Consider the following 21,385-nt stretch of genomic DNA (forward strand, 5'->3'; position numbering starts at 1 on the left):
TCGATATTTTTAAAACTTATTCTCAAAACCAACTTCTCATCAAATCTATCACTTAAAGCAACCAACTCAATTCCAAGTAACTGTTTTTCAACAAGTTTCTATCTGCATCACCGCCGATGGATGTGCATTATAGAGGATTAACAACCCTTTGCAAGAGGTATTTCAGCCTTTTTCTTTTGAGTGCCGATTTTTTCTACTATTTTGTGAAAAAAGTGATATATATGCCTTTTTTTTAGGCATTTTTACTGCTTTTTCTTAATTCTTATATTCAGAAATGTAGGTTATCGTGAGTTTTATATGTCTTCTATAGAGCTTAGAGGCATATATAGCTTCTTCTATTCCAAAGAAATAATAGAGCAAATACTCTACCCCACTCTATATTTCTTCTTATTTTTAATTTACTTCTTTTATTATTACTGAATTACTGATCTTTAGATTGTTCCACGTGGAACGCTGAATTGTTTTTATGATCCTTAAATAAAAAAAGCAGGATTATTCCTGCTTTTTATCACTACACAACTTTCTTAGTCAGTGAACGTTATACGAGCAATTGCTTTCTTACCTGACTGAATAATGAAAGTACCGTTTTCTTTTACAGAGTAACTTGCATTAACAGCATTCCAGTCAACTTTTACTGCTCCGCGAGCTACAGCATCTTTTGCAGCTGCTGCATTCGGATTTAGGCCAGCTAAACGTAGAATCGTTGCAATAAAGATTTCTCCACCAAACTCACCACGTGAAATAGTCACTTCTGGTGTGTCTTCGGGTACTTCACCTTCTGTAATAAGGTTACCAGCACTTTTATGTGCATTAGCTGCAGCTTCTGCATCGTGGAAACGTTCAACCAGTTCAAGTGCAAGAATACGTTTTACTTCTTGCGGATTACGACCAGCAGCAATTTCATCTAATAAAGTTTTGATCTCATCTAGAGATTTAAAGCTGAGTAAATCGAAATAGCGTTCGATTAAAGAGTCTGGCATTGATAAAACTTTTTGGTACATTGCACCTGGTGTATCAAATACACCAATGTAGTTACCCAAAGATTTAGACATTTTATTTACGCCATCTAAACCTTCTAGAATCGGTACAGTGATACACACTTGTGATTCTTGGCCATAACGACTTTGTAAAGTACGACCCATAAGTAAGTTAAAGGTCTGGTCTGTACCACCTAACTCTACATCAGCTTCAAGTGCAATTGAGTCATAGCCTTGAACTAAAGGATATAAAAACTCGTGGATTGCAATCGGCTGATGGTTGCTATAACGCTTAGTAAAGTCATCACGTTCTAACATGCGAGATACAGTTTGTTGGCTTGCCAACTGAATAAGGTCAGCAGCAGACTTTTGATTAAACCATTCTGAGTTAAAACGTACCTTTGTTTTATTTGGGTCTAATATTTTGAAAACTTGTTCTTGATAAGTTTTAGCGTTCGCTTCTACTTGTTCACGTGACAACGGCGGGCGTGTTGCGCTTTTGCCTGTCGGGTCACCAATCATGGCAGTATAGTCACCAATCAAGAAGGTTACTTCATGACCCAAATCTTGAAATGTTTTTAATTTATTAATAAGAACAGTATGTCCTAAATGTAAATCTGGTGCTGTAGGGTCAAAACCAGCTTTAATTTTAAGAGGACGGTTCTCTTTGAGCTTTTTCAGTAAATCTTCTTCTGAAATAATTTCGTGCGTGCCTCGTTGGATGAGGGCAAGCTGTTCTTCGGCGGGCAAGAAATTTGACATCACAAAACCTAAACACATCAGTTATTCAATTTGTGCGATATACTAACATTTTTTCAGCGTCTTGCAGGGGAAGTTGCATATGAGCGCAATCTATATCGGCGTAATGACTGGCACTAGTATGGATGGTGTGGATATTGTTGCGGCTTCATTTGAGCCACTACAGCTTCATGCCACTCTTACAGTTCCATTTGAACCCGAGTTACGTGATGAGCTTATGGCATTAACTTTACCTGATGACAATGAAATTGACCGCATGGGTAAAGCTGATGTTGCTCTGGCCCAAATGATTGGTCACGGGATTAATACTCTCATTGAAAAACATCAATTAGATCGTAGTCAAATTAAAGCGATTGGTTCGCATGGGCAGACAATTCGTCACCGTCCAGAACATGGGTTTACGCTACAAATTGGCGATCCCAATATCATTACCGAAATCACTCAAATTCCAGTTGTTTCAGATTTCCGTCGTAGAGATATGGCAGCAGGTGGTCAAGGTGCACCATTAGTGCCTGCTTTCCATCAAGCATTATTTCAACATCCAAGTATCCATCGTGTGATTTTAAATTTGGGTGGTATTGCTAATGTGAGTATGCTGCCTGCCAACAATGCAGACGGCGTATTTGGTTTTGATACGGGTCCTGCAAATATTTTGATGGATGCGTGGTGTCATCGTCATACAGGTCATCCATATGATGAAAATGGTGATTGGGCAGCTTATGGGCACCCTATCCGCTCTTTACTCGATCGCCTTCATGCACATGAATATTTTTCTAAAGAACCACCGAAAAGTACGGGACGTGAAGATTTCAATATTGACTGGTTGGATGATCAGTTAATCGATTGGCGAAACGATTTAACTTATGATGAGTTAGAAGACACACCTGAAAACGTCCAAGCCACCTTATTAAAGCTTACTGTGCGTGCTATTCAGAAAGCGATTTATCGCTCAGAGATGGAAACAGGTGAAGTATATGTTTGTGGTGGTGGTGCTTATAACTCTTATTTATTAGAACAATTACGCTGGCGTTTACGTAAGCATAATTGGTCAGTTCAACCTACAGATGTTTTAGGACTCTCCCCTACTTGGGTCGAGGCTACAGCATTTGCATGGTTAGCAATGCGTTTTATGAATGGTTTAAGTGGTAATTTGCCAGCAGTAACAGGTGCTTCAGATTTCAGAATTCTAGGGACTATCACGGCGGTATAAAGCTACATATCGATTTGATTGGTCAGATTCGACCTCATAGCACATTTACTGACCCGAAATGCTGTTATTTAAATGAGCATAAAAACTCATGATAAGTGCCAACAAAAATAATTTGAGGCACTGTCATCATGGATCTGACCAAACGTATCCATCAGTACACGCGTGGCGACTGGACATTCGATGTGATTGATTCAGGCCCTATTGATGGCCCACTTGTTGTTTTATTGCATGGTTTTCCCGAAACTGCTCATAGTTGGGAGCAAACCTCGGAATTATTGCATCAGCATCAATTTAGAACACTTGCAATTCATCAACGGGGTTATAGCTTCAATGCTAGACCTCAAAGCCGATTTCAATATTCATTGAGTGAACTGGTAGAAGACGTTGCAATTTTTATTAAGCAACTCGGTCAACCAGTCTATTTAATAGGGCACGATTGGGGTTCTGCGATCGCTTCGGGTGTTGCAATGAAGTATCCACAATATATTCAACATCTCACTTTAGTTTCTGTACCACATCAAGCTGCTTTTTTAAAAGCTTGTTTAAGCAGTAGACAACTTTTTAAATCTTATTATTTTGCAATTTTTCAGCTACCGATTCTGCCCGAACTTTTGTTTAAAAAGATACCTAAATTAGGTCGTAAATTTCTTAAGTCATCAGGTATGACTGAGCAACAAATTGCGATATTCGAGGCTGAGTTTATAAAGGAAAATAGATTATCTACGGCGTTGAATTGGTATCGTGGCTTTTTTTGGGACAAGCCTCAAAATCCGTTTAAAGCAATAGATGTTCCTACTCTTTTTATTTGGGGTAAACATGATATTGCTGTTACAGAAAAAAGTGCCAAGTTAAATTCAAGTTATTTTAAAAATAGTTATCGTGCAGTTTTTATGGATGCTTGTCATTGGATTCCATATCAGAATGCACCCGAACTTGTGCAATACTTTTTAGAGTCTATCCGTGAAAAGTAATGATCTGATCAATAAAAAAACCTCTCAACATAGAGAGGTTTTTAAATTTTAAAATTCTTTTTAAATCGAGAATGAAGAACCACAACCGCATGTTGTTGTTGCATTCGGGTTTTGAATGATAAAACGTGAACCTTCAAGGCCTTCTACATAATCAACCACTGAGCCAATTAAATACTGATAGCTGAGTGAATCAACAAGCATTTTTACATCGCCATTAACAAATTCTGCATCATCTTCATTTACGCTTTCAGCAAAATTAAAGCCATATGAAAACCCTGAACACCCGCCTCCCGTTACATATACACGTAACATGAGATCGTCATTCCCTTCACTATCACGGAGTTGGCGTACCTTATTGGCAGCATTATCTGTCAAAACTAGAGCTTGGGCATTCATGATGATTGTTCCTCGGATTTTGCTGTGCCTTTCAAAATAAAAAAGACCCTATATTGAGTATAGCATAATCAATATAGGGTCTGTCTTCGAAGTTTAAAGCGAATCTTGAGTATTTTTATCAAGATTATTTGTAATTCTCGTCTTGCAAGCCACATTCGAAGTTTTTAGCATCTTGCTTACAGCGGAATTGCCATAATAGTTTCATCATACGTTTATCGTACACACCACGTTGTGTAAGGCTAATTCGTGACTCACGCATGAGCTTTTGATAACCCGGTTTATCTGCTGGTGGAACATCCATCCAATATTTTTGTGGAATATCAGCTTTCATTTTACCCAAGATCGTAAAGGCACGTGGTAACTGACCCGAAACCCACTCTCTAGATTTCTGACCAAAACCTGCTGGGAACTTATCAGGACGGATAATAATATTTCCTGTCACCTGTAAGATCGGATAGTTTACGATCGCCCCTTTTGTTCCTAAACCTTTTTGTAATTCCAAAGGTTTAAAGGCCGCCGCTGGCGCACCAATAATGTCTACCTGATGGTTATTAAATTTAGCACCGAAATTCGTTATATCGGCACTAACAGCTTGCGCGCCTACCTGCTGAACCATAATTTTTTGAGCTTCATCATAGTCAAGAACTGCAATTTTTTTACCTGCTGCTTTCGCTACTGTATTGATGCTGCGATCATTTACTAAAAGATAAGCATCGCCAACTGGAATAACACCTACAACCTCATAGCGGCCGTTAACCATATATTTACTAAAAGTCGGACTCGCTAAACCTTGCATTACTTTTACAGCAAGCTTGAGGTCAGGAATGGCACCAATTGCGTCTAATGACCCTGTAAACGAGTTAAATTGACGACCACGCATGCCTGACACACTGATGCCATCACATTTGCCTGCTTTAAAGTCTTCGGCAATAACGGCTTCATTCTGGTTTACTTTCAGTTCGATATCAGCTCCCCAGGTTTTAGCGGCAAGTTGATAATCCTTCATCAGCGCATAGACATCACCATTTTTACCAACGAAGTCAAAAACACATACTGTTTGTTTAGCCTGAGCTGCAAAAGAAACTGTGGTAAGTCCCATCGCAAGTAATAGCATTTTGGAAAATTGCATATTCTTTTTCCTTTCCTTGTGGAGTTTTTTGTTTTTCGATACCAAGAAATTTCACACCGAAATGGTATGAGTCGGATAGGCTTCATATAAAAAATCATGTTGAAGATATTTTTACGGATCCATTTTGCTTTTATGATTTTATTTCCATCAAAAATAGATAGTCGTCTATCTATTAGCAATTATTTTAATCACAGAAGTCCTTGATCCATTTTTATACCTTCATGTTTCCTTATGAAGTTTTTATCTAAATTTAGCTTAACGTCTTTCTAGTTATCCACAATGGCAGAATTGACAGCATATACAAAACAAAAAGCCTAGAACTAAGTCTAGGCTTTCTGAGAAAAATTAAGATTATTCACCAGGCATTGAACATTCAAAGTTAGCCTTGTCTACAGAACAACGCGCTTTTTTCAATACAGACATCATACCTGCATCGTAAACACCGCGTTTAGTTAAGTCCATACGGCCATCACGCAACATTTTTTGATATTTAAGTTTGTCTTCTGCACTTAAATTCATTTTGTATTTGCCAGGAATCTGAGCTTCTAAACGGTTGATCATTGCAAAGTTCTTAGGCAACTGTTTAACAAACCAGTCACGAGATTTTTGACCAAAACCAGCTGGGAATTTATCAGAACGTAATACTAGATCAGCTGTAACGTGTAATACAGGGAAGTTCCACATTACACCGTTTGCACCCAAACCTTTATTTAATTCTAATGGTTTGTAAGCATAAGCAGGCGCACCTACCATATCTACTTGGCCATTATTAAATTTCGCAGCAAAGTTTGAAATATCAGAAAGAACTGCTTGAGCACCTACACGCTGCACCATAATTTTTTGTGCATCGTCATAACCCAATACAGCGAATTTTTTACCCGCAGCTTTTTCAACAGAGTTGATGTTTTTGTCACGCACGAAAATGAATGCTGAACCTAGCGGAGAAATACCAGCTACTTCGTATTTTTTACCACCCATATTAGTGGTCATTTTTGCTGCATTACGCGCATCTAATACATAGGTAATTGCACGTTGAGCGATTTGGTTATTTGGAACACCGCCAAGTGAGTCGATAGATCCTGCGAATTTGTTATATTGGCGTGCACGCATTGCTGTCATTGCTACAGCATCACATTTACCCGCTTTAAAATCATTATCGGCAACAGCCTCGTCTTGACGAGGTACCAAGTTAATTTCAGTACCCCAGCCTTTTGCAGCTAGAGCCCATTCTTCCATCATTTTATATGAGTCGCCTGCTTTTCCTAAGAGGTCGAATACACACACGGTACTCGCTGCTTGCGCTGAAGCAGAAAAACCAACAACAGAAGCGGCAGCCATAGCAAGTACGATTTTTTTCATTTTCTTCATCCTTCCACGGAACAGATTTTTTGTTTGAAGTTTCCTTTCAAAGACAGATATTAATCATGTTTTTTAGAAAAAAATAGAGCATTTACTCAATTTTTTTATCTAATTGAACCATTGTTTGTTCAATTTAAATTATTTATTAGTGATAAAAATCTCTACGTTTCCGTAAGTTACTTTTTATATTCACAATTTTCATACCCATATTCAGTATGGAAATATATGTAGGGTTTTTGTGATGAAAAAATAATCTACTCTCCATTAAGCGTACATTCAAAATTTGTCCGTTCGACTGTACAGCGAGCACGCTTAAGTACACTCATCATGGTCGCATCATATACACCCTGTTTGGTTAAGTTGAGACGCCCCTCTCTTAAAAGTTTTTGATATTTGGTTTTATCTTCTGCTGAAAAATTCATTCTAATTTTTGACGGTACGCCCATTTCTAACCGCTTTATCATGGCAAAGTTTTGAGGTAATTTTTGTATAAACCAATCACGTGATTTTATACCAAAATCTGTAGGGAACTTATCAGTTCTCGCGATTAAATCTCCAGTAACATTCACCACTGGAAAATTAAACATGGCCCCTTTAGTGCCGCCTATACCTTTGCCAATCTCTAGTGGTTTATAAGCATAAGCAGGCGCAGCAATTGCATCGACTTGTCCACTATTAAACTTTTTCACAAAATCAGTAATTTCAGAAGGAATAGGCTGCGCCCCCACACTTTCTACCATAATTTTTTGAGCAAGGTCATAATGCAAAATAGCGAATTTTTTACCGCGAACTTTTTCAATGGAATTCAGATTTTTATCTCTTACAAATAAATACGCCAGACCAATCTGAACAATACCGACAACCTCATAATTTGCTCCATTCTGAGCAGTCACCATGCGATGTTTATTACGCTTATCTAAAACGTAGCTAATCGCTTTTTGCGCAATAGCATTACTGGTTACCCCACCAATCGCATCAATCGAACCCGCAAATTTATTATAGTTTCGTGCCCGCATAGAGGTCATATAAGCAGCATCACATTTGCCTTCACGCAGTCTACGGTCAACCAAACCTTCATCTTGAAATGGAATTAAGGTGATATCAGCTTGCCAGTCCTTTGCTGCAAGCGCCCACTCTTCCATCATTTTATAAGATTCACCTGACTTTCCTAATAAATCAAATACACACACATTTTGTCCCGCATGTGCTGTTCCCATAGCACAGCAAAATACCGCACTAATTATCCCCAATCTTTTTTTCATTTGACTTTCCTTAGTCTAGTTTTATTAGTAGCTCATTAATCAACCAAACTTTAAACTGTTTTTATTTTAGTCATTTTTTTAAAAAAGTGTTCTATCTTGTTCAATATTGAAGATATTTCGGATGAATAGCTGAACCTAGAATATTTCGATGTATACAATTGTTGTCTGCTTCTAACTAAAATCCGGAAAGTTTTGTTTTCATCGGCAGTTCTCTTTAAAATACGGCATTCCTCACTCACCTCGATACAATAAGATGATTCAATTTGACCAAGTTTCTTTACGCCGCGGTGGACGTATTCTATTTCAAAAAGCTTCTATGCAATTACACCCAGGTTGGAAAATTGGTCTGACTGGGGTCAATGGTGCAGGTAAATCAACCTTATTTGCAGCGTTACTAGGTAGCTTAGGTGCAGATGAAGGTTCACTTACTCGTCCTTCAGGTTGGATCGTGGCGCATATGGCGCAAGAAATAAAAGCACTAGACATGCCTGCAATTGATTTCGTTCTCTCAGGTGATGAAGAGTTTTGGGATATTCAAAATAAGCTTGCTCAACCAGATCAACTGAGTGACTTCGAATTGGCTAAATTGCATGGCCGCTTTGATGAAATTCATGGTTATTCAGCATCATCTAAAGCAGCTCAGCTTATGGCTGGTCTTGGCTTTCTAGAAAATCAATTGCGTTTAAACGTTGAGAGTTTCTCTGGTGGATGGCGTATGCGTTTAAATTTGGCGCGTACCCTAATGAGCCGTTCAGATTTATTATTACTAGACGAACCAACAAACCACTTAGACTTAGATGCAATTTTGTGGTTAGAAGATTGGCTTAAAGCCTATGAAGGTACACTCATTTTAATTTCGCATGACCGCGACTTTTTAGATGCGATTACAGATCATATTCTGCATATTGAAAATCAGGAGCTCACCCTTTACACCGGAAATTACTCTACATTTGAAACCACGCGTAGTGAACGTCTTGCTCAGCAGCAACAAGCTTTTGAGAAGCAACAAGAAACACGTGCTCACCTACAAAAATTTATTGACCGTTTTAAAGCAAAAGCGACTAAAGCTCGTCAGGCACAAAGTCGAATTAAACAACTTGAGCGCATGCAAGAACTCGCTCCAGCTCATATTGATACACCTTTTACTTTTAGTTTCCGTGAACCAACCAAAATGAGTTCACCGTTACTGACTTTAGACAATGCCAGCATTGGTTATGGCGATAAACAAATCGCCGAAAAAATCAGATTACAAATTACACCAACCTCTCGTATTGGTTTACTTGGTATGAACGGCGCAGGTAAATCGACCTTAATTAAGAGCTTAGTGGGTGATTTACCGCTCTTAGCTGGTGAACGCAAGGCATCAGAGTTACTTAATATTGGTTACTTTGCACAGCACCAAATGGATGCTTTAGATGGCCATGCTACTCCAATGTTACAAATTGCCCGTTTAGCAGGTAAACAAATTAGTGAAGCGACCTTACGTTCTTTTTTAGGTAGTTTTGGCTTTAGTGGTGAACGCATGGATACTCCATGTGAAACCTTTTCTGGTGGAGAACGTGCTCGTTTGGCCCTCGCACTGATTGTATGGCAGCGTCCAAATGTTTTGATTCTCGATGAACCGACGAACCATTTAGATCTTGATATGCGTCATGCATTGAGCATGGCATTACAAGATTTTGAAGGCGCTGTCGTATTGGTTTCCCACGAACGTCAACTCATTGCAAGTGTTTGTGACGAACTTCTTTTGGTACACGGCGGTAAATGTACAGAGTTTGAAGGTGATTTACAGGATTATGCAAAATGGCTACGTGAAGCACGTCAGCAACTCATCAATGCTCAGACTGCTGTAGCACAGAATAATTCTTCCTCTGCCGCTCCTGCTCCCACTAAAGTCGATAAAGAAGCGCAGCGTAAAGAAGCAGCTCGCCGTCGTGAACAAACCAGACCTATTCGTAAAAATATCGAAAAAATTGAGTCTCAGATTGAGAAGCTTCAACCACAACTTGCCAAAATTGAAGAGTCTTTAGCAGATACATCATTATATGATGCAGCACGTAAGGATGATCTACTCAAGCTTATGAATGAACAGACTGAGCTGAAAGCTAAACTTGAGCAATATGAAGAACAACTTTTAGAACTTATGATGGAATTAGAAGAGATGGAAGCCTCTTTTGATTAATCTATTTTTCAAAATAAAAAAGCCGATTTCTTAATCGGCTTTTTTATGAATTAATAAGGGGTATAAAAAGCCCCTAATTCATTTAAATTGGTATTGATTGGCAAAGGCCAAACATTGCTTGATAAACTATCTGCAATATATAAATCATAACCACCACGGCTTCCTGTCTGCCCCGCTAGAGAAACTACCATATACCGCTGGTCTAAAGGTGCCGGATCTGATGTATTCACGGCTGTACTATTAAAAGGCAAACGAGTGGTTTGTTTGGTGGTTGTATCATAAACATAGATCTGATCATGAGCATTTGTTGAGCTATACCAGCGCACATATAAAAACTGGCTTCCCTTCCACCATACTGGATAATATGAGGCAATATTGGTTAACTGTGTATCATATGCACCCGACTGATCAATACTAAAAATTCTAGAATTACTACTTGCACCTTTGGCATATAAGATTTGCGTAGTATTGACCATTGGATAAGGCATTGACTCTTCGATATCCCAACCATTTTGAGTGACAGAAGTAATCGTGCGATCAATCATTTTCACGATTTTTAAATCGCCATTTTGCTTAAAAATAATACGTTGGTTATCTATAAATTTAGGATCTTCATCCCGCTTGTTATTCCCTTGGGTTAAATTGATTGGTAATTCCGTGCTCCCAACTCTCCAAGCATAGACATCCCATGCATCTCCATAATGCTGTCCAGAATTAACGCCCATAAAAGTGAGCCATTTTCCATCCGGAGAAAAATGACCATTCATCATGTGGTCAATTTTCCAGTTTGTGCCCAGTAATGTGGTTTGCTGCGTTGTGAAATTATAAAGATAAAGCTTACTGTCCCATGCGTCATAATCACTATAACGATGAAATACTAATTTTCCGTAAAAAGTGGGAGCTGTGGCAGCATGCAGTTGAAATAAGCAATTAAAAAATAAGATTACAATGTATAAAAGTTTTTGTGTTTTTTTCAAAATTATATTCTCTTGTAATAAATGAGTATCCAAGAGAATAGCAGTTTACAAATTTATTTTCTTATAAAACAAAAGGCTTTGTCTAAAATTAAACAAAGCCTTTTGTTAAATCATCATAAAAAAGATTATCTAAATTTTTTATGATTTTCATTTCGAATTTTAACTAAATTCATTGCTTCAGTTTTTGCTTGATCTAACTGTCCGTGCTCAACCAATGCTGTTACTTTATCAATCTCAGCAACAAGCTGATCTAAACCGGCTTGGTACTCTTTTACCTGCACATTTCCTGAAGGTAAACCTTCGAGTTTATGCGGCAAATATTGCTTAGAAGAAACTGCCGCTTCACGCATTACAACAAGCTGTTGTTTCGCATTAGCAGCATCTTTCGCTTCAGCAAATGCTTTAGTGCTCTTAGCTAAAGTTTTCATATTCGTTTCTAAATCAGCCGCCCAAACAGCAGAGCTTCCTAAAAAAACACATGAGATTAACAAGCTAGCTAACAATTTCTGACCCATCATCTTCTCTCCCTAGACTGATTTAGAATCATGTTATGAATTAAGCATCAATATCAGCATTTAAAGCATTCTCTTCAATGAATGCACGACGTGGTTCCACATCATCACCCATTAAGCAAGAGAACATACGATCTGCTTCAATCGCATCGTCAATGGTTACCTGTAACATATGACGGTTTTCAGGGTCCATTGTCGTTTCCCAAAGCTGCTCAGCATTCATCTCACCAAGACCTTTATAGCGTTGGATCATCATACCGCGGCGCGAATCTTGCAAAATATGCTGCCAAACTTGATGGAAGTTAGCCACTTGAATACGGCGATCACCTTTTTGTAAATAAGCACCATCTTCAAGCAAACTGAACCAACTCTTCGAGTTTTTCAGCAAACGAGCATACTCAGCTGAGTTCAATAAACCTGCATCAAGTAAATATGCATGTGGCAAGTTATGAACATATACAGTAATACGCGGCCAATAATGCGCAGATTTTTCACCCTGAGCATTTTCACGCTCAAATGACTCTAGTGTAATTTCTGGACGTAAACTTGGCTGTAATCTTGTAATGATATCTTTTACTTGATCAGCCCATTGTTGTACATAAGCTTCATCATGGTTTTGATCACTCTTGAATGCCTCTATTTCAAGTAAAGCATCTAGTAAGCTAGCTGGGTAACGTAACGTTAAGCGCTGTAAGCTCTTTTGCGAAACTTGGTAATCCTGAATGACTTTAGCAAGTGCTTCACCTGTAATTGATGGTGCTTCAGCATTGGTATGCAAAGATAGCTCATCAATCGCATTTGAAATTAAATAATTTTCCAATGCATCATTATCTTTGATGTATTGTTCCTGCTTACCTTTTTTCAATTTGTATAAAGGTGGCTGTGCAATATAGATATACCCACGCTCAACCAATTCTGGCATTTGACGGAAGAAGAACGTTAACAATAAAGTTCGAATATGCGAACCATCAACGTCGGCATCGGTCATGATAATGATTTTATGATAGCGTAGCTTGTCAGGATTATATTCTTCACGACCAATACCACAGCCGAGAGCAGTAATTAAAGTACCCACTTCCTGACTAGAAATCATTTTGTCAAAGCGTGCACGTTCAACGTTCAGGATTTTACCCTTCAACGGCAAAATAGCCTGCATTTTACGGTTACGGCCTTGCTTGGCACTACCACCAGCAGAGTCACCCTCGACAAGATATAATTCAGAAAGTGCTGGATCTTTTTCCTGACAATCTGCCAATTTTCCTGGTAAACCAGCAATATCAAGTGCGCTCTTACGACGCGTCATTTCACGCGCTTTACGTGCAGCATCACGCGCACGTGCAGCATCAATAATCTTACCAGCAATTGACTTTGCAGCTTGCGGGTTTTCAAGTAAGTAAGCAGAGAACTCTTTGTTCATTGCTTGCTCAACAGCAGGTTTTACTTCACTCGATACCAGTTTTTCTTTGGTTTGAGATGAGAATTTTGGATCAGGTACTTTTACCGAGATAATAGCGGTTAAACCTTCACGTGCATCGTCGCCCGTTACATTGACTTTTTCTTTCTTGAGAATATTTTCATTTTCAAGATATTGGTTTAAACCACGCGTCAAAGCTGCACGGAAACCAGCTAAATGGCTACCGCCATCTTTTTGAGGAATGTTATTGGTAAAGCAACGAACGTTTTCTTGATAACTTTCATTCCACTGCAAGGCTACTTCTACACCAATACCGTTATCTGTATCCGCAGTAAAATGGAAAATCTCATTTAGATGAGTTTTACCTTCATTAATGTATTTTACAAACTCAGATAATCCACCTTCGTAGTCATATACATGTTCAAGGTTAATACGTTCATCGCGTAATACAATACGTACGCCCGCGTTTAAGAATGAAAGCTCACGTAAACGGCGTGCTAGAATTTCTACGTTAAAAATGGTTTGGGTAAATGTTAATTCACTTGGCCAAAAACGTACTGTTGTACCACTCTTATCCGTTTCACCAATCACACGTAATGGATATTGCGGATCACCGTGTTGATATTCTTGCTCATGCACTTGACCAGCACGAGAAATCATTAAATGTAATTTACTCGAAAGCGCATTTACTACAGAAACACCTACGCCGTGTAAACCACCTGAAACCTTATAGCTGTTGTCATCAAACTTACCGCCAGCGTGCAGAATGGTAAGAATTACTTCCGCTGCAGAAACACCTTCTTCAGGGTGAATATCGGTTGGAATACCACGACCATTATCAGAAACACTCACCGATTCATCTTCATGAATAGTGACAATAATTTCATCACAATGCCCAGCTAAAGCTTCATCGATTGCGTTATCGACTACCTCGAATACCATATGGTGTAAACCGGTACCGTCGTCTGTATCCCCAATATACATACCCGGACGTTTACGAACTGCATCTAATCCACGTAATACTTTAATACTAGAGGAATCATAAGCCTTTTCATTGGTTTGTTCTGTTTGAGAGGCTGATTGAGACTCTGAACTCATGGTTTCTCCCTAGCAAATATAGGTTTATTCAAAGATGGATAACATCAAAAAATTATGGTGAAGCAAGACTAACTTGACCGGATTCAACATTGAATAATTGATATGAAATAGACAAATCATGTAAATGTTTTTTTACCGATGCATGATCTAAAGTTGTCATAAAAACCTGGCTACCAAGTTGGCTTAATCGTTCAATTAAACGTTGTTGTGCGGTTAAGTCTAATTCTGCTGTCAGATCATCTAATAATACCACAGTTTCCTTATTACTCGCATGCAACATTGCAATTTGTGACAGTTTTAAGGCAATAATCAGCAGTTTTTTCTGACCCCTTGATAAAACCACATCAGCATGTCCATAAGGCGTTTTTAAGCGCAAATCGGCTCGATGTGGACCATATTCGGTATAACGTCGTTCGATGTCTTTTTGGTGTTGATTAAGCAGGTCTTGCATGAGTCCCTGCTCCGTATGAAAACCTGGACTGTATTCCAGTTCAATTTCAAGATCAGGGAGTAATTGACTCAAATCATTTTGAAAAAAGATATTCCATTGTTCCACAATACCCAAGCGCTGAGAGTGCAAAATTTCGCCATAGTCACTCAACATTTTATTCCAAGGCTCTAAATCAGCCAAAGACAAATTCCGTCGGGTTTTAAGTAAAGTATTTCGCTGTTTTAATGCACGCGAGTAGTATTGCCATGCAAAATAAAACTCAGGTTCCACGTGGAACATCAACCAATCTAAAAGTTGGCGCCGTGGTTTTGCCCCATGGTCAATAATATCTGTACTTTGTGGATCAAGGTGTTGCAAAGGAAGTAATTTAGCAAGTTGGCCTTGGGTAGCCACGGTGTCGCCATTGACCTTCATCAACTGCTCACCAGAGGCCAACTTTTGCATGCCAATTTTCTCAGTACTAGACTGAGCAAAGACAATCGCATCTTCGGCAGCATACTGAATATAATTTTTAGGAATATGAGTGCGGAATGATCGCCCTGTTGCAAGCAAATGAATTGCTTCCAGAATTGAGGTTTTTCCTGAACCATTAGCGCCATAAAATATATTAAACGGTTGCAACCCTTGGAGTGCAACCGTTTTTAAATTACGCACACGTTCAATATTTAAGCGCGTAAGATGCATGTTAGATAGCCAGACTATACACGCATCGGCATAACTACATAAGTTTGATCACTATGCGCCGGATCTTGGACCAAAACAGACTGATTCGCCTCACTCATACTCATATTTACGTCATCGCCATCAAGTACACCCAATACTTCAAGTAAATATTGCGCATTAAATGACATTTCGAGTGGTATATTTTGATATTGAATAGCTAAATCTTCAATAGCCTCATCTTGCTCAGGGTTATTCGCACGAAGCTGTAAAGAATCCTGATTAAAATTCAAGAAAACACCACGCAACTTTTCATTACTCAAAATTGCGACACGTTGTAATGATTGCTTAAATACATCATGGCTAATTAATACATGTTTATCGCCACCACGTGGAATCACGCGACGATAATCAGGGAATTTTCCATCAATCAATTTTGTAGTAAAACGAACAGTAATATTGCCCTGTTCCTTATCACGACTTGGTGTATTGATGGTTACATTTAACAATTCACGACCAATCAACAATGTTAATTGTTCATCTTCAATACTCAGTAAACGCTGTAATTCACCAACAGCTTTACGAGGTACAATGGCCTGCACCAATTGAGCTGATGTAGAAGACGCTGTAATTTCACAAAGTGCTAAACGGTGACCATCTGTTGTTACTGCACGTAATTGATTTTCATCAATTTCCAATAAAGTACCCGTTAAATAGAAACGTACATCTTGTACAGCCATCGCAAAAGCAGTTTTTTCAAATAAACGCTTTAACTCACGTTGGGTTACTTGTACTTGAGTACCTTGACTATTTTCAGTCGTCAATAATGGATAATCTTCTGCGGGTAAAGTCCCTAATACGAAACGGCTATTACCAGACTTTAAGATACATCTTTGATCTTCAGTAATTTGCAAATCAATTAATGCAGCTGTAGGCAATGATTTACAAATTTCCATTAACTTACGAGCAGGGACTGTTGTTTCCCCTGCTTCAAGGCATGCCCCTTCTGATAAAACAGTGCTCGCAACCAGCTCGACTTCTAGATCAGAACCAGTAATGGTGAGCGCCTGAGCATTAGTCTGAATTTTGACGTTTGAAAGAATATTCAATGTATGACGACGTTCTACCGCACCGACAACATGCGATAAAACATTGAGTAAACTTTCTTTAGCGATTTTCAAACGCACGATTCATTCCTCTAGCAACTTGGAGCAAATATTTCATTTTTTAGCTGTGTACTATGCTGCACTTACGTAGACTTTGCAACAAGGTCTTATCATTTCATTAACTCTGAAGTAGACGCAGTAGATTTTTATAATCTTCGTCAAAAATTGGATCTTCTTCTCGCAGACTTGCTACTTTTTCACAAGCATGCATCACTGTACTGTGATCGCGTCCACCAAAAGCCATTCCAATTTCTGGAAAACTATCACCGGTCAACTCACGAGCAAGTCCCATTGCCAACTGACGTGGTCGAGCATAAATTCGTGTACGTTTTGGCCCTACTAATTCTTTTAATGGGATACGGAAATATTCACTAACCACACGCTGGATATTTTCTACACTAATTGTTCGTGCACGGATCGCCAACACATCTTTTAAAGACTCACGAACCACATCAAGATCGATTGGTGCACCTTTAAAACGGGAAATTGCAACGACTTTATTAAGTGCCCCTTCAAGTTCACGCACGTTCGCAACAACTTGTTGTGCAATAAATAATGCACAATTTCGAGGTAAATCAACGCCGCTATTTTCCGCTTTCTTTAATAAAATTTCGATACGAGTTTCAATATCTGGTGGTTCAACACCTACTGAAAGTCCCCAAGAAAAACGGGAAACCAAACGCGGATCTAACTCTGTTAACTCTTTTGGATAACGGTCTGAAGTTAAAATAATTTGTTTAGATTCATCAAGTAAAGCATTAAATGTATAGAAGAATTCAACTAGACTCGCCTCTTTACCTGCTAAGAGATGAATATCATCGACCAATAATAAATCCAAAGAACGGCAGTTTTTCTTAAACTCTTCTACTTTGCCTTTTTGTAAAGAACTCACAAAATCCTGAACAAAACTCTCAGAAGTCATATACATCACACGGGCATTAGGTTTGGCTTGTAGTAAAGCATTGCCAACTGCCTGCATTAAGTGAGTCTTACCTAGCCCTGTGGGACCATATAAAAACAAAGGGTTATGCTGTGAAGCACCTAATTGAGTTAATACTTTTCTACATGTTTCAGCAGCCATCTGGTTCGAACGGCCTTCAACAAATAAAGAAAAAGTAAACTGAGGATTGAGTAGCTTCTTCTTCGCTGTTTTAGGATTGACCACACTATTGGTATGAGGACTAGAAACAGACTCGGGCTCTTTTTTTACTTTAATACTTTGTGGTGGCGCAGATTGCAAAGCAGCCGTAGTGGTTGCTGGTTGTTCAGCAGATGACAAAATACTCCCAGGACGAGAATCAACTAAAATCTCAACCTGACGGACACGCCCTTCTGACAACTGCTCAGCCAATATAGAAATTAATTCTAAATGGTTCTCTTGAATGTAACGCGTCCAATAAGGGTTAGGAGCATAGAGACGTAGTATTCCTTCTACTTCTTCAGCAACTAATGGGCGAATCCACATCGCAAAGACGTTATCAGAGAGCTCTTGTCGCAAGCGAGTTAAGCAGTCTGTCCAAAGCATGTGTATCCCCTATTTCTGCATTTTTAAATTCAAACAATCTAAAGATTAACCCTTCCTGATAAGAAGGGGTCGCCATTCTAACCAAGTTATCCACATCTGTCATGACGAATTCGACTGATTTTGCCTAAAAAGAAATCTCTTGTGAATAAATTTAAATTCAAAACCACTTGTGTATAACTTTTTGCACAACCTGTGGATAAATTATCACATAAACTTATCCACAATCCATAAATATAATAGAAACAGAGTTATCAACAACCCAAATACATGTTTTTTAAATTTAAAAGTGTGAAATCCACAGAAAAAGTAGCTCCTAATAAGAATAAATATAAATTTTAAAATTTGAATTTATTTAATAGGGGTGTGATCTTTTGTGGATAACTACAAAATATGAATTTAAATTCAAATGCAGCAAATCAAAGCCAAGATGATATCTCGTTTTGTTTATAAGTATGTATATAAGGTGTGTATATAATAAAAGCTCTAATAAAAATAGACAATTACTTTGTGCATAACTTTAAAAACTATATATTGCACTGAATTATGAAAATCATAAAAAAGAAGTAGAGAGATTAAAAATTTGGGTTAAATACAAAACTTTCTTGGTTTTTCATTGACAGCGTAAACATTGCACAATAAAATCGCGGACCTTTATAGAAAGATCATTTTTGGGAGTTTCGATATGAAACGTACTTTCCAGCCATCTGAATTAAAGCGTAAACGCGTTCATGGCTTCCGCGCTCGTATGGCAACTAAAGCTGGTCGTCAAGTATTAGCTCGTCGTCGTGCAAAAGGTCGTCATAGCTTAACTGTTTAATACTGTTACGCTGACCAGACTTGGGTGTGATGACACTTTACAATTTTAGCACAGATGTGCGAATACGCTGTGCTGCAGATTATAAAAGTGTATTCGATGGTGCGCTTTTTAAAGTGCATCAACCCCATTTTTTATTTCTTGCAAAATTAACCGAACAGCCTAATAGCCGTTTGGGTATTGTTGTTGCTAAGAAAAAAGTGCGCCGTGCGCATGAAAGAAATCGAATAAAACGTCTTGCTCGTGAGAGCTTTCGTCTACATCAGCCGAATTTTGGATCAGACATAGATATTGTGGTAATGCCAAAAGTTGGTATAGAAACGATTACGAATGCTGAGCTATATCAACAATTAGATTTTGCTTGGCAAAAATTACAGCGCTTAGCAAAAAAACATTCTAAAGTTGGCACAACCTCGCAGAATTAAGAGATAGCCAATGGTTCGTTTTCTACGTTGGTTGATTCGACTGTATCAAATTGCGATTAGTCCGCTTCTTGGACCCCGTTGTCGTTATATCCCGACTTGTTCCCAATATGCGATAGAAGCATTGCAAACTCATGGTGCGATAAAAGGCGTTTGGCTATCTTCTAAACGGATTTGTCGTTGTCACCCGTGGGGAGGATCTGGATATGATCCGGTACCGCCAAAAGCAATTCGTTTTATTTCGTTTCATCAAATAGATTCTCAAACGCATCATGTTGCTGTACCCTTTCGTGATCGTTTACTGAAGCAAAATCTCTCTAACCATTTGGGGTAATAGATATGCAACAATGGGCCAGGTTTGCAATTCTCGGGGCCATGTTTGTCACCGCATATTTGCTCATTTTGGCTTGGCAAAAAGATTATGGAAATGCTGCAACTGCACCGCAAAAACAAGCGGCGGCTGTAAGTTCACATGAAGTATCTGCTGATTTGCCAAATGCTAAAAATGCAACAGTGGCTTCCGATGTGCCACAAGCAAATATTGCGCAGTCACAAACCACAGATGCAACTGCACCTGTGAATCAACAGCTTATTTCAGTACAAACTGACCTTTACCATATTTGGATCAATCCAAAAGGTGGTGATATTGTTCGTATTGAATTACTCTCACACGACAAAAGCAAAGACAGCGATCAGCCATTTGTTATGCTTGAAAATGATTCTAAGCGTACTTATGTTGCTCAATCTGGCTTAATTGGTTTGAATGGACCAGATAGTAGTCGTGGTGGTCGTCCATTATATGCTGTTGAAAAAACATCATATACTTTGGCTGATGCTAAGGGTGCACAGGATCAAAAGGGTCAATCTGAAAAAGTTTTAAACGTTCCGATGGTATTTAAAACACCGGAAGGCGTTGAAATTATTAAAACTTTTACTTTTACCCAAGGGCAATATCCAATTGTTGTAAGACATCAAGTTATTAACCGTAGCCAACAAAGCTGGCAAGGTCAGATGTTTGGACAATTAAAGCGTGATAACTCTGACGATCCTGGTAAATCTTCTCAAGGTATTTTCACTCTAGGAACTTTCTTAGGTGGAGCTTGGGGGACGCCTGAGTCACATTATAATAAGCTGAAGTTTGCTAATTTCTCAGAAGAAAAAGTAAGCACTGAAGCGAAAGGTGGATGGGTTGCGATTGTTCAGCATTACTTTGTAAGTGCTTGGATTCCTGGGAATCTTAAACTGACTCAAGCGAATGGTCAGCCTTATGTAGCTAAACTTGAATCTCGTCAATCTGCTGATCATATGAATATCATTGGTTTTACCTCACCAGTGATTAATGTTCCAGCAGGCACTTCAATGGAAGTGGACGCAAAACTTTATTCAGGTCCTAAAGTTCAAGCTGAATTAAAAGATTTAGCGGTTGGTTTGAATCAGACTGTTGATTATGGCTGGTTATGGCCGATTGCCAAGTTATTGTTCTTAGGTCTTCAATTCTTCCATAGCATTGTGGGTAACTGGGGATGGTCAATCATCTTACTTACCGTTATGGTGAAGATGATTTTGTGGCCTTTATCTTCAAAAAGTTATCGTTCTATGGCGAAAATGCGTGTGATTGCACCAGAAATGCAACGCATGAAAGAAGAGTTCGGTGAAGACCGTATGCGCTTCTCGCAAGAAATGATGGCTTTATACAAACGTGAACAAGTGAATCCGCTTTCAGGTTGTTTACCATTGTTGCTACAAATGCCAATTTTCCTTGCCTTGTACTGGGTACTCATGGAGAGTGTGGAATTACGTCATGCACCATGGTTAGGCTGGATTCAAGACTTGTCAGCAATGGATCCTTGGTTCATCTTGCCGTTGATCATGGGTGCTACCATGTTTGCACAGCAAATGTTGAACCCACAACCAGCTGACCCAATGCAGGCAAAAGTATTCCGCATTATGCCGATTATGTTCACGGTATTTATGCTGTTCTTCCCTGCAGGTCTCGTGTTGTACTGGATTGTGAACAACAGTATTACTATTTTACAGCAGTCGTTTATTAATAAGAGCGTTGAGAAAAGTCGTTTAAGTAAGACTGAATCAGCATCTTAAT

18 protein-coding genes are annotated in these 21,385 nt (G+C 38.7%); 7 read left to right on the forward strand and 11 right to left on the reverse strand.

Going from position 1 to position 21,385, the window contains the following annotated elements; genetic code table 11:
• Positions 1–524: 524 nt before the first annotated feature.
• On the reverse strand, positions 525–1,757 hold the full coding sequence (gene tyrS / locus RMB13_RS12380) for a tyrosine--tRNA ligase (protein WP_311085381.1): 1,233 nt from the start codon (positions 1,755–1,757) through the stop codon (positions 525–527).
• Positions 1,758–1,818: 61 nt separating this feature from the next.
• Here tyrS and RMB13_RS12385 point away from each other — a divergent pair, with 61 nt between their 5' ends.
• Together RMB13_RS12385 and RMB13_RS12390 are read left to right on the forward strand one after the other, a co-directional pair.
• The gene (locus RMB13_RS12385; protein WP_017387716.1) at positions 1,819–2,946 is read left to right on the forward strand and encodes an anhydro-N-acetylmuramic acid kinase; all 1,128 of its coding nucleotides are present in this window, start codon (positions 1,819–1,821) and stop codon (positions 2,944–2,946) included.
• 128 nt (positions 2,947–3,074) lie between these two features.
• Entirely contained in the window at positions 3,075–3,917 is an 843-nt protein-coding gene (locus RMB13_RS12390) for an alpha/beta hydrolase (RefSeq protein WP_311085382.1), read from the forward strand.
• Positions 3,918–3,977: 60 nt separating this feature from the next.
• Here RMB13_RS12390 and erpA read toward each other — a convergent pair whose 3' ends face one another.
• The 4 genes from erpA to RMB13_RS12410 form a co-directional block, all read right to left on the reverse strand.
• Positions 3,978–4,313 (reverse strand): iron-sulfur cluster insertion protein ErpA, encoded by a 336-nt coding sequence (gene erpA, locus RMB13_RS12395; RefSeq protein ID WP_003656048.1) that lies wholly within the window; start codon positions 4,311–4,313, stop codon positions 3,978–3,980.
• 124 nt (positions 4,314–4,437) lie between these two features.
• On the reverse strand, positions 4,438–5,442 hold the full coding sequence (locus RMB13_RS12400) for a putative solute-binding protein (protein WP_311085383.1): 1,005 nt from the start codon (positions 5,440–5,442) through the stop codon (positions 4,438–4,440).
• Positions 5,443–5,793: 351 nt separating this feature from the next.
• The gene (locus RMB13_RS12405; RefSeq protein WP_003656045.1) at positions 5,794–6,801 is read right to left on the reverse strand and encodes a putative solute-binding protein; all 1,008 of its coding nucleotides are present in this window, start codon (positions 6,799–6,801) and stop codon (positions 5,794–5,796) included.
• Between the two features lie 254 nt (positions 6,802–7,055).
• On the reverse strand, positions 7,056–8,063 hold the full coding sequence (locus tag RMB13_RS12410; protein ID WP_311073728.1) for a putative solute-binding protein: 1,008 nt from the start codon (positions 8,061–8,063) through the stop codon (positions 7,056–7,058).
• 253 nt (positions 8,064–8,316) lie between these two features.
• On the opposite strand from RMB13_RS12410, the gene RMB13_RS12415 reads away from it, so the two are divergent.
• Positions 8,317–10,245, forward strand: a complete 1,929-nt coding sequence (locus RMB13_RS12415) for an ATP-binding cassette domain-containing protein (protein WP_311085384.1) — start codon at positions 8,317–8,319, stop codon at positions 10,243–10,245.
• Positions 10,246–10,295: 50 nt separating this feature from the next.
• Here RMB13_RS12415 and RMB13_RS12420 read toward each other — a convergent pair whose 3' ends face one another.
• From RMB13_RS12420 to dnaA, 6 genes are all read right to left on the reverse strand, one after another.
• Positions 10,296–11,222: a hypothetical protein gene (locus RMB13_RS12420; protein WP_311085385.1), complete on the reverse strand. Its 927-nt coding sequence runs from the start codon at positions 11,220–11,222 to the stop codon at positions 10,296–10,298.
• Between the two features lie 125 nt (positions 11,223–11,347).
• Positions 11,348–11,740, reverse strand: coding sequence for a cytochrome b562 (gene cybC / locus RMB13_RS12425; RefSeq protein WP_151745252.1), 393 nt, complete (start codon positions 11,738–11,740; stop codon positions 11,348–11,350).
• Positions 11,741–11,777: 37 nt separating this feature from the next.
• Positions 11,778–14,246, reverse strand: a complete 2,469-nt coding sequence (gene gyrB, locus RMB13_RS12430; protein WP_005037763.1) for a DNA topoisomerase (ATP-hydrolyzing) subunit B — start codon at positions 14,244–14,246, stop codon at positions 11,778–11,780.
• 52 nt (positions 14,247–14,298) lie between these two features.
• Positions 14,299–15,381, reverse strand: coding sequence for a DNA replication/repair protein RecF (gene recF, locus RMB13_RS12435; protein WP_005037760.1), 1,083 nt, complete (start codon positions 15,379–15,381; stop codon positions 14,299–14,301).
• Between the two features lie 14 nt (positions 15,382–15,395).
• Entirely contained in the window at positions 15,396–16,544 is a 1,149-nt protein-coding gene (gene dnaN / locus RMB13_RS12440) for a DNA polymerase III subunit beta (protein WP_003656033.1), read from the reverse strand.
• Between the two features lie 97 nt (positions 16,545–16,641).
• Positions 16,642–18,048: a chromosomal replication initiator protein DnaA gene (gene dnaA, locus RMB13_RS12445; RefSeq protein ID WP_004640242.1), complete on the reverse strand. Its 1,407-nt coding sequence runs from the start codon at positions 18,046–18,048 to the stop codon at positions 16,642–16,644.
• Between the two features lie 682 nt (positions 18,049–18,730).
• Here dnaA and rpmH point away from each other — a divergent pair.
• From rpmH to yidC, 4 genes are read left to right on the forward strand one after another with little or no spacing between them, the layout of a single operon-like run.
• Positions 18,731–18,865 (forward strand): 50S ribosomal protein L34, encoded by a 135-nt coding sequence (gene rpmH, locus RMB13_RS12450; RefSeq protein WP_000831329.1) that lies wholly within the window; start codon positions 18,731–18,733, stop codon positions 18,863–18,865.
• Between the two features lie 29 nt (positions 18,866–18,894).
• On the forward strand, positions 18,895–19,287 hold the full coding sequence (gene rnpA, locus RMB13_RS12455) for a ribonuclease P protein component (RefSeq protein WP_004640245.1): 393 nt from the start codon (positions 18,895–18,897) through the stop codon (positions 19,285–19,287).
• Positions 19,288–19,297: 10 nt separating this feature from the next.
• Positions 19,298–19,618, forward strand: a complete 321-nt coding sequence (yidD, locus tag RMB13_RS12460) for a membrane protein insertion efficiency factor YidD (RefSeq protein ID WP_003656027.1) — start codon at positions 19,298–19,300, stop codon at positions 19,616–19,618.
• A 5-nt stretch (positions 19,619–19,623) separates the two neighbouring features.
• Complete coding sequence (gene yidC / locus RMB13_RS12465; protein WP_205470116.1) at positions 19,624–21,384, forward strand: membrane protein insertase YidC; 1,761 nt, start codon at positions 19,624–19,626, stop codon at positions 21,382–21,384.
• The last annotated feature ends 1 nt before the right edge of the window (position 21,385 follow it).

It is taken from the genome of Acinetobacter sp. V102_4 (assembly GCF_031799005.1).
Lineage (GTDB): Bacteria > Pseudomonadota > Gammaproteobacteria > Pseudomonadales > Moraxellaceae > Acinetobacter > Acinetobacter calcoaceticus.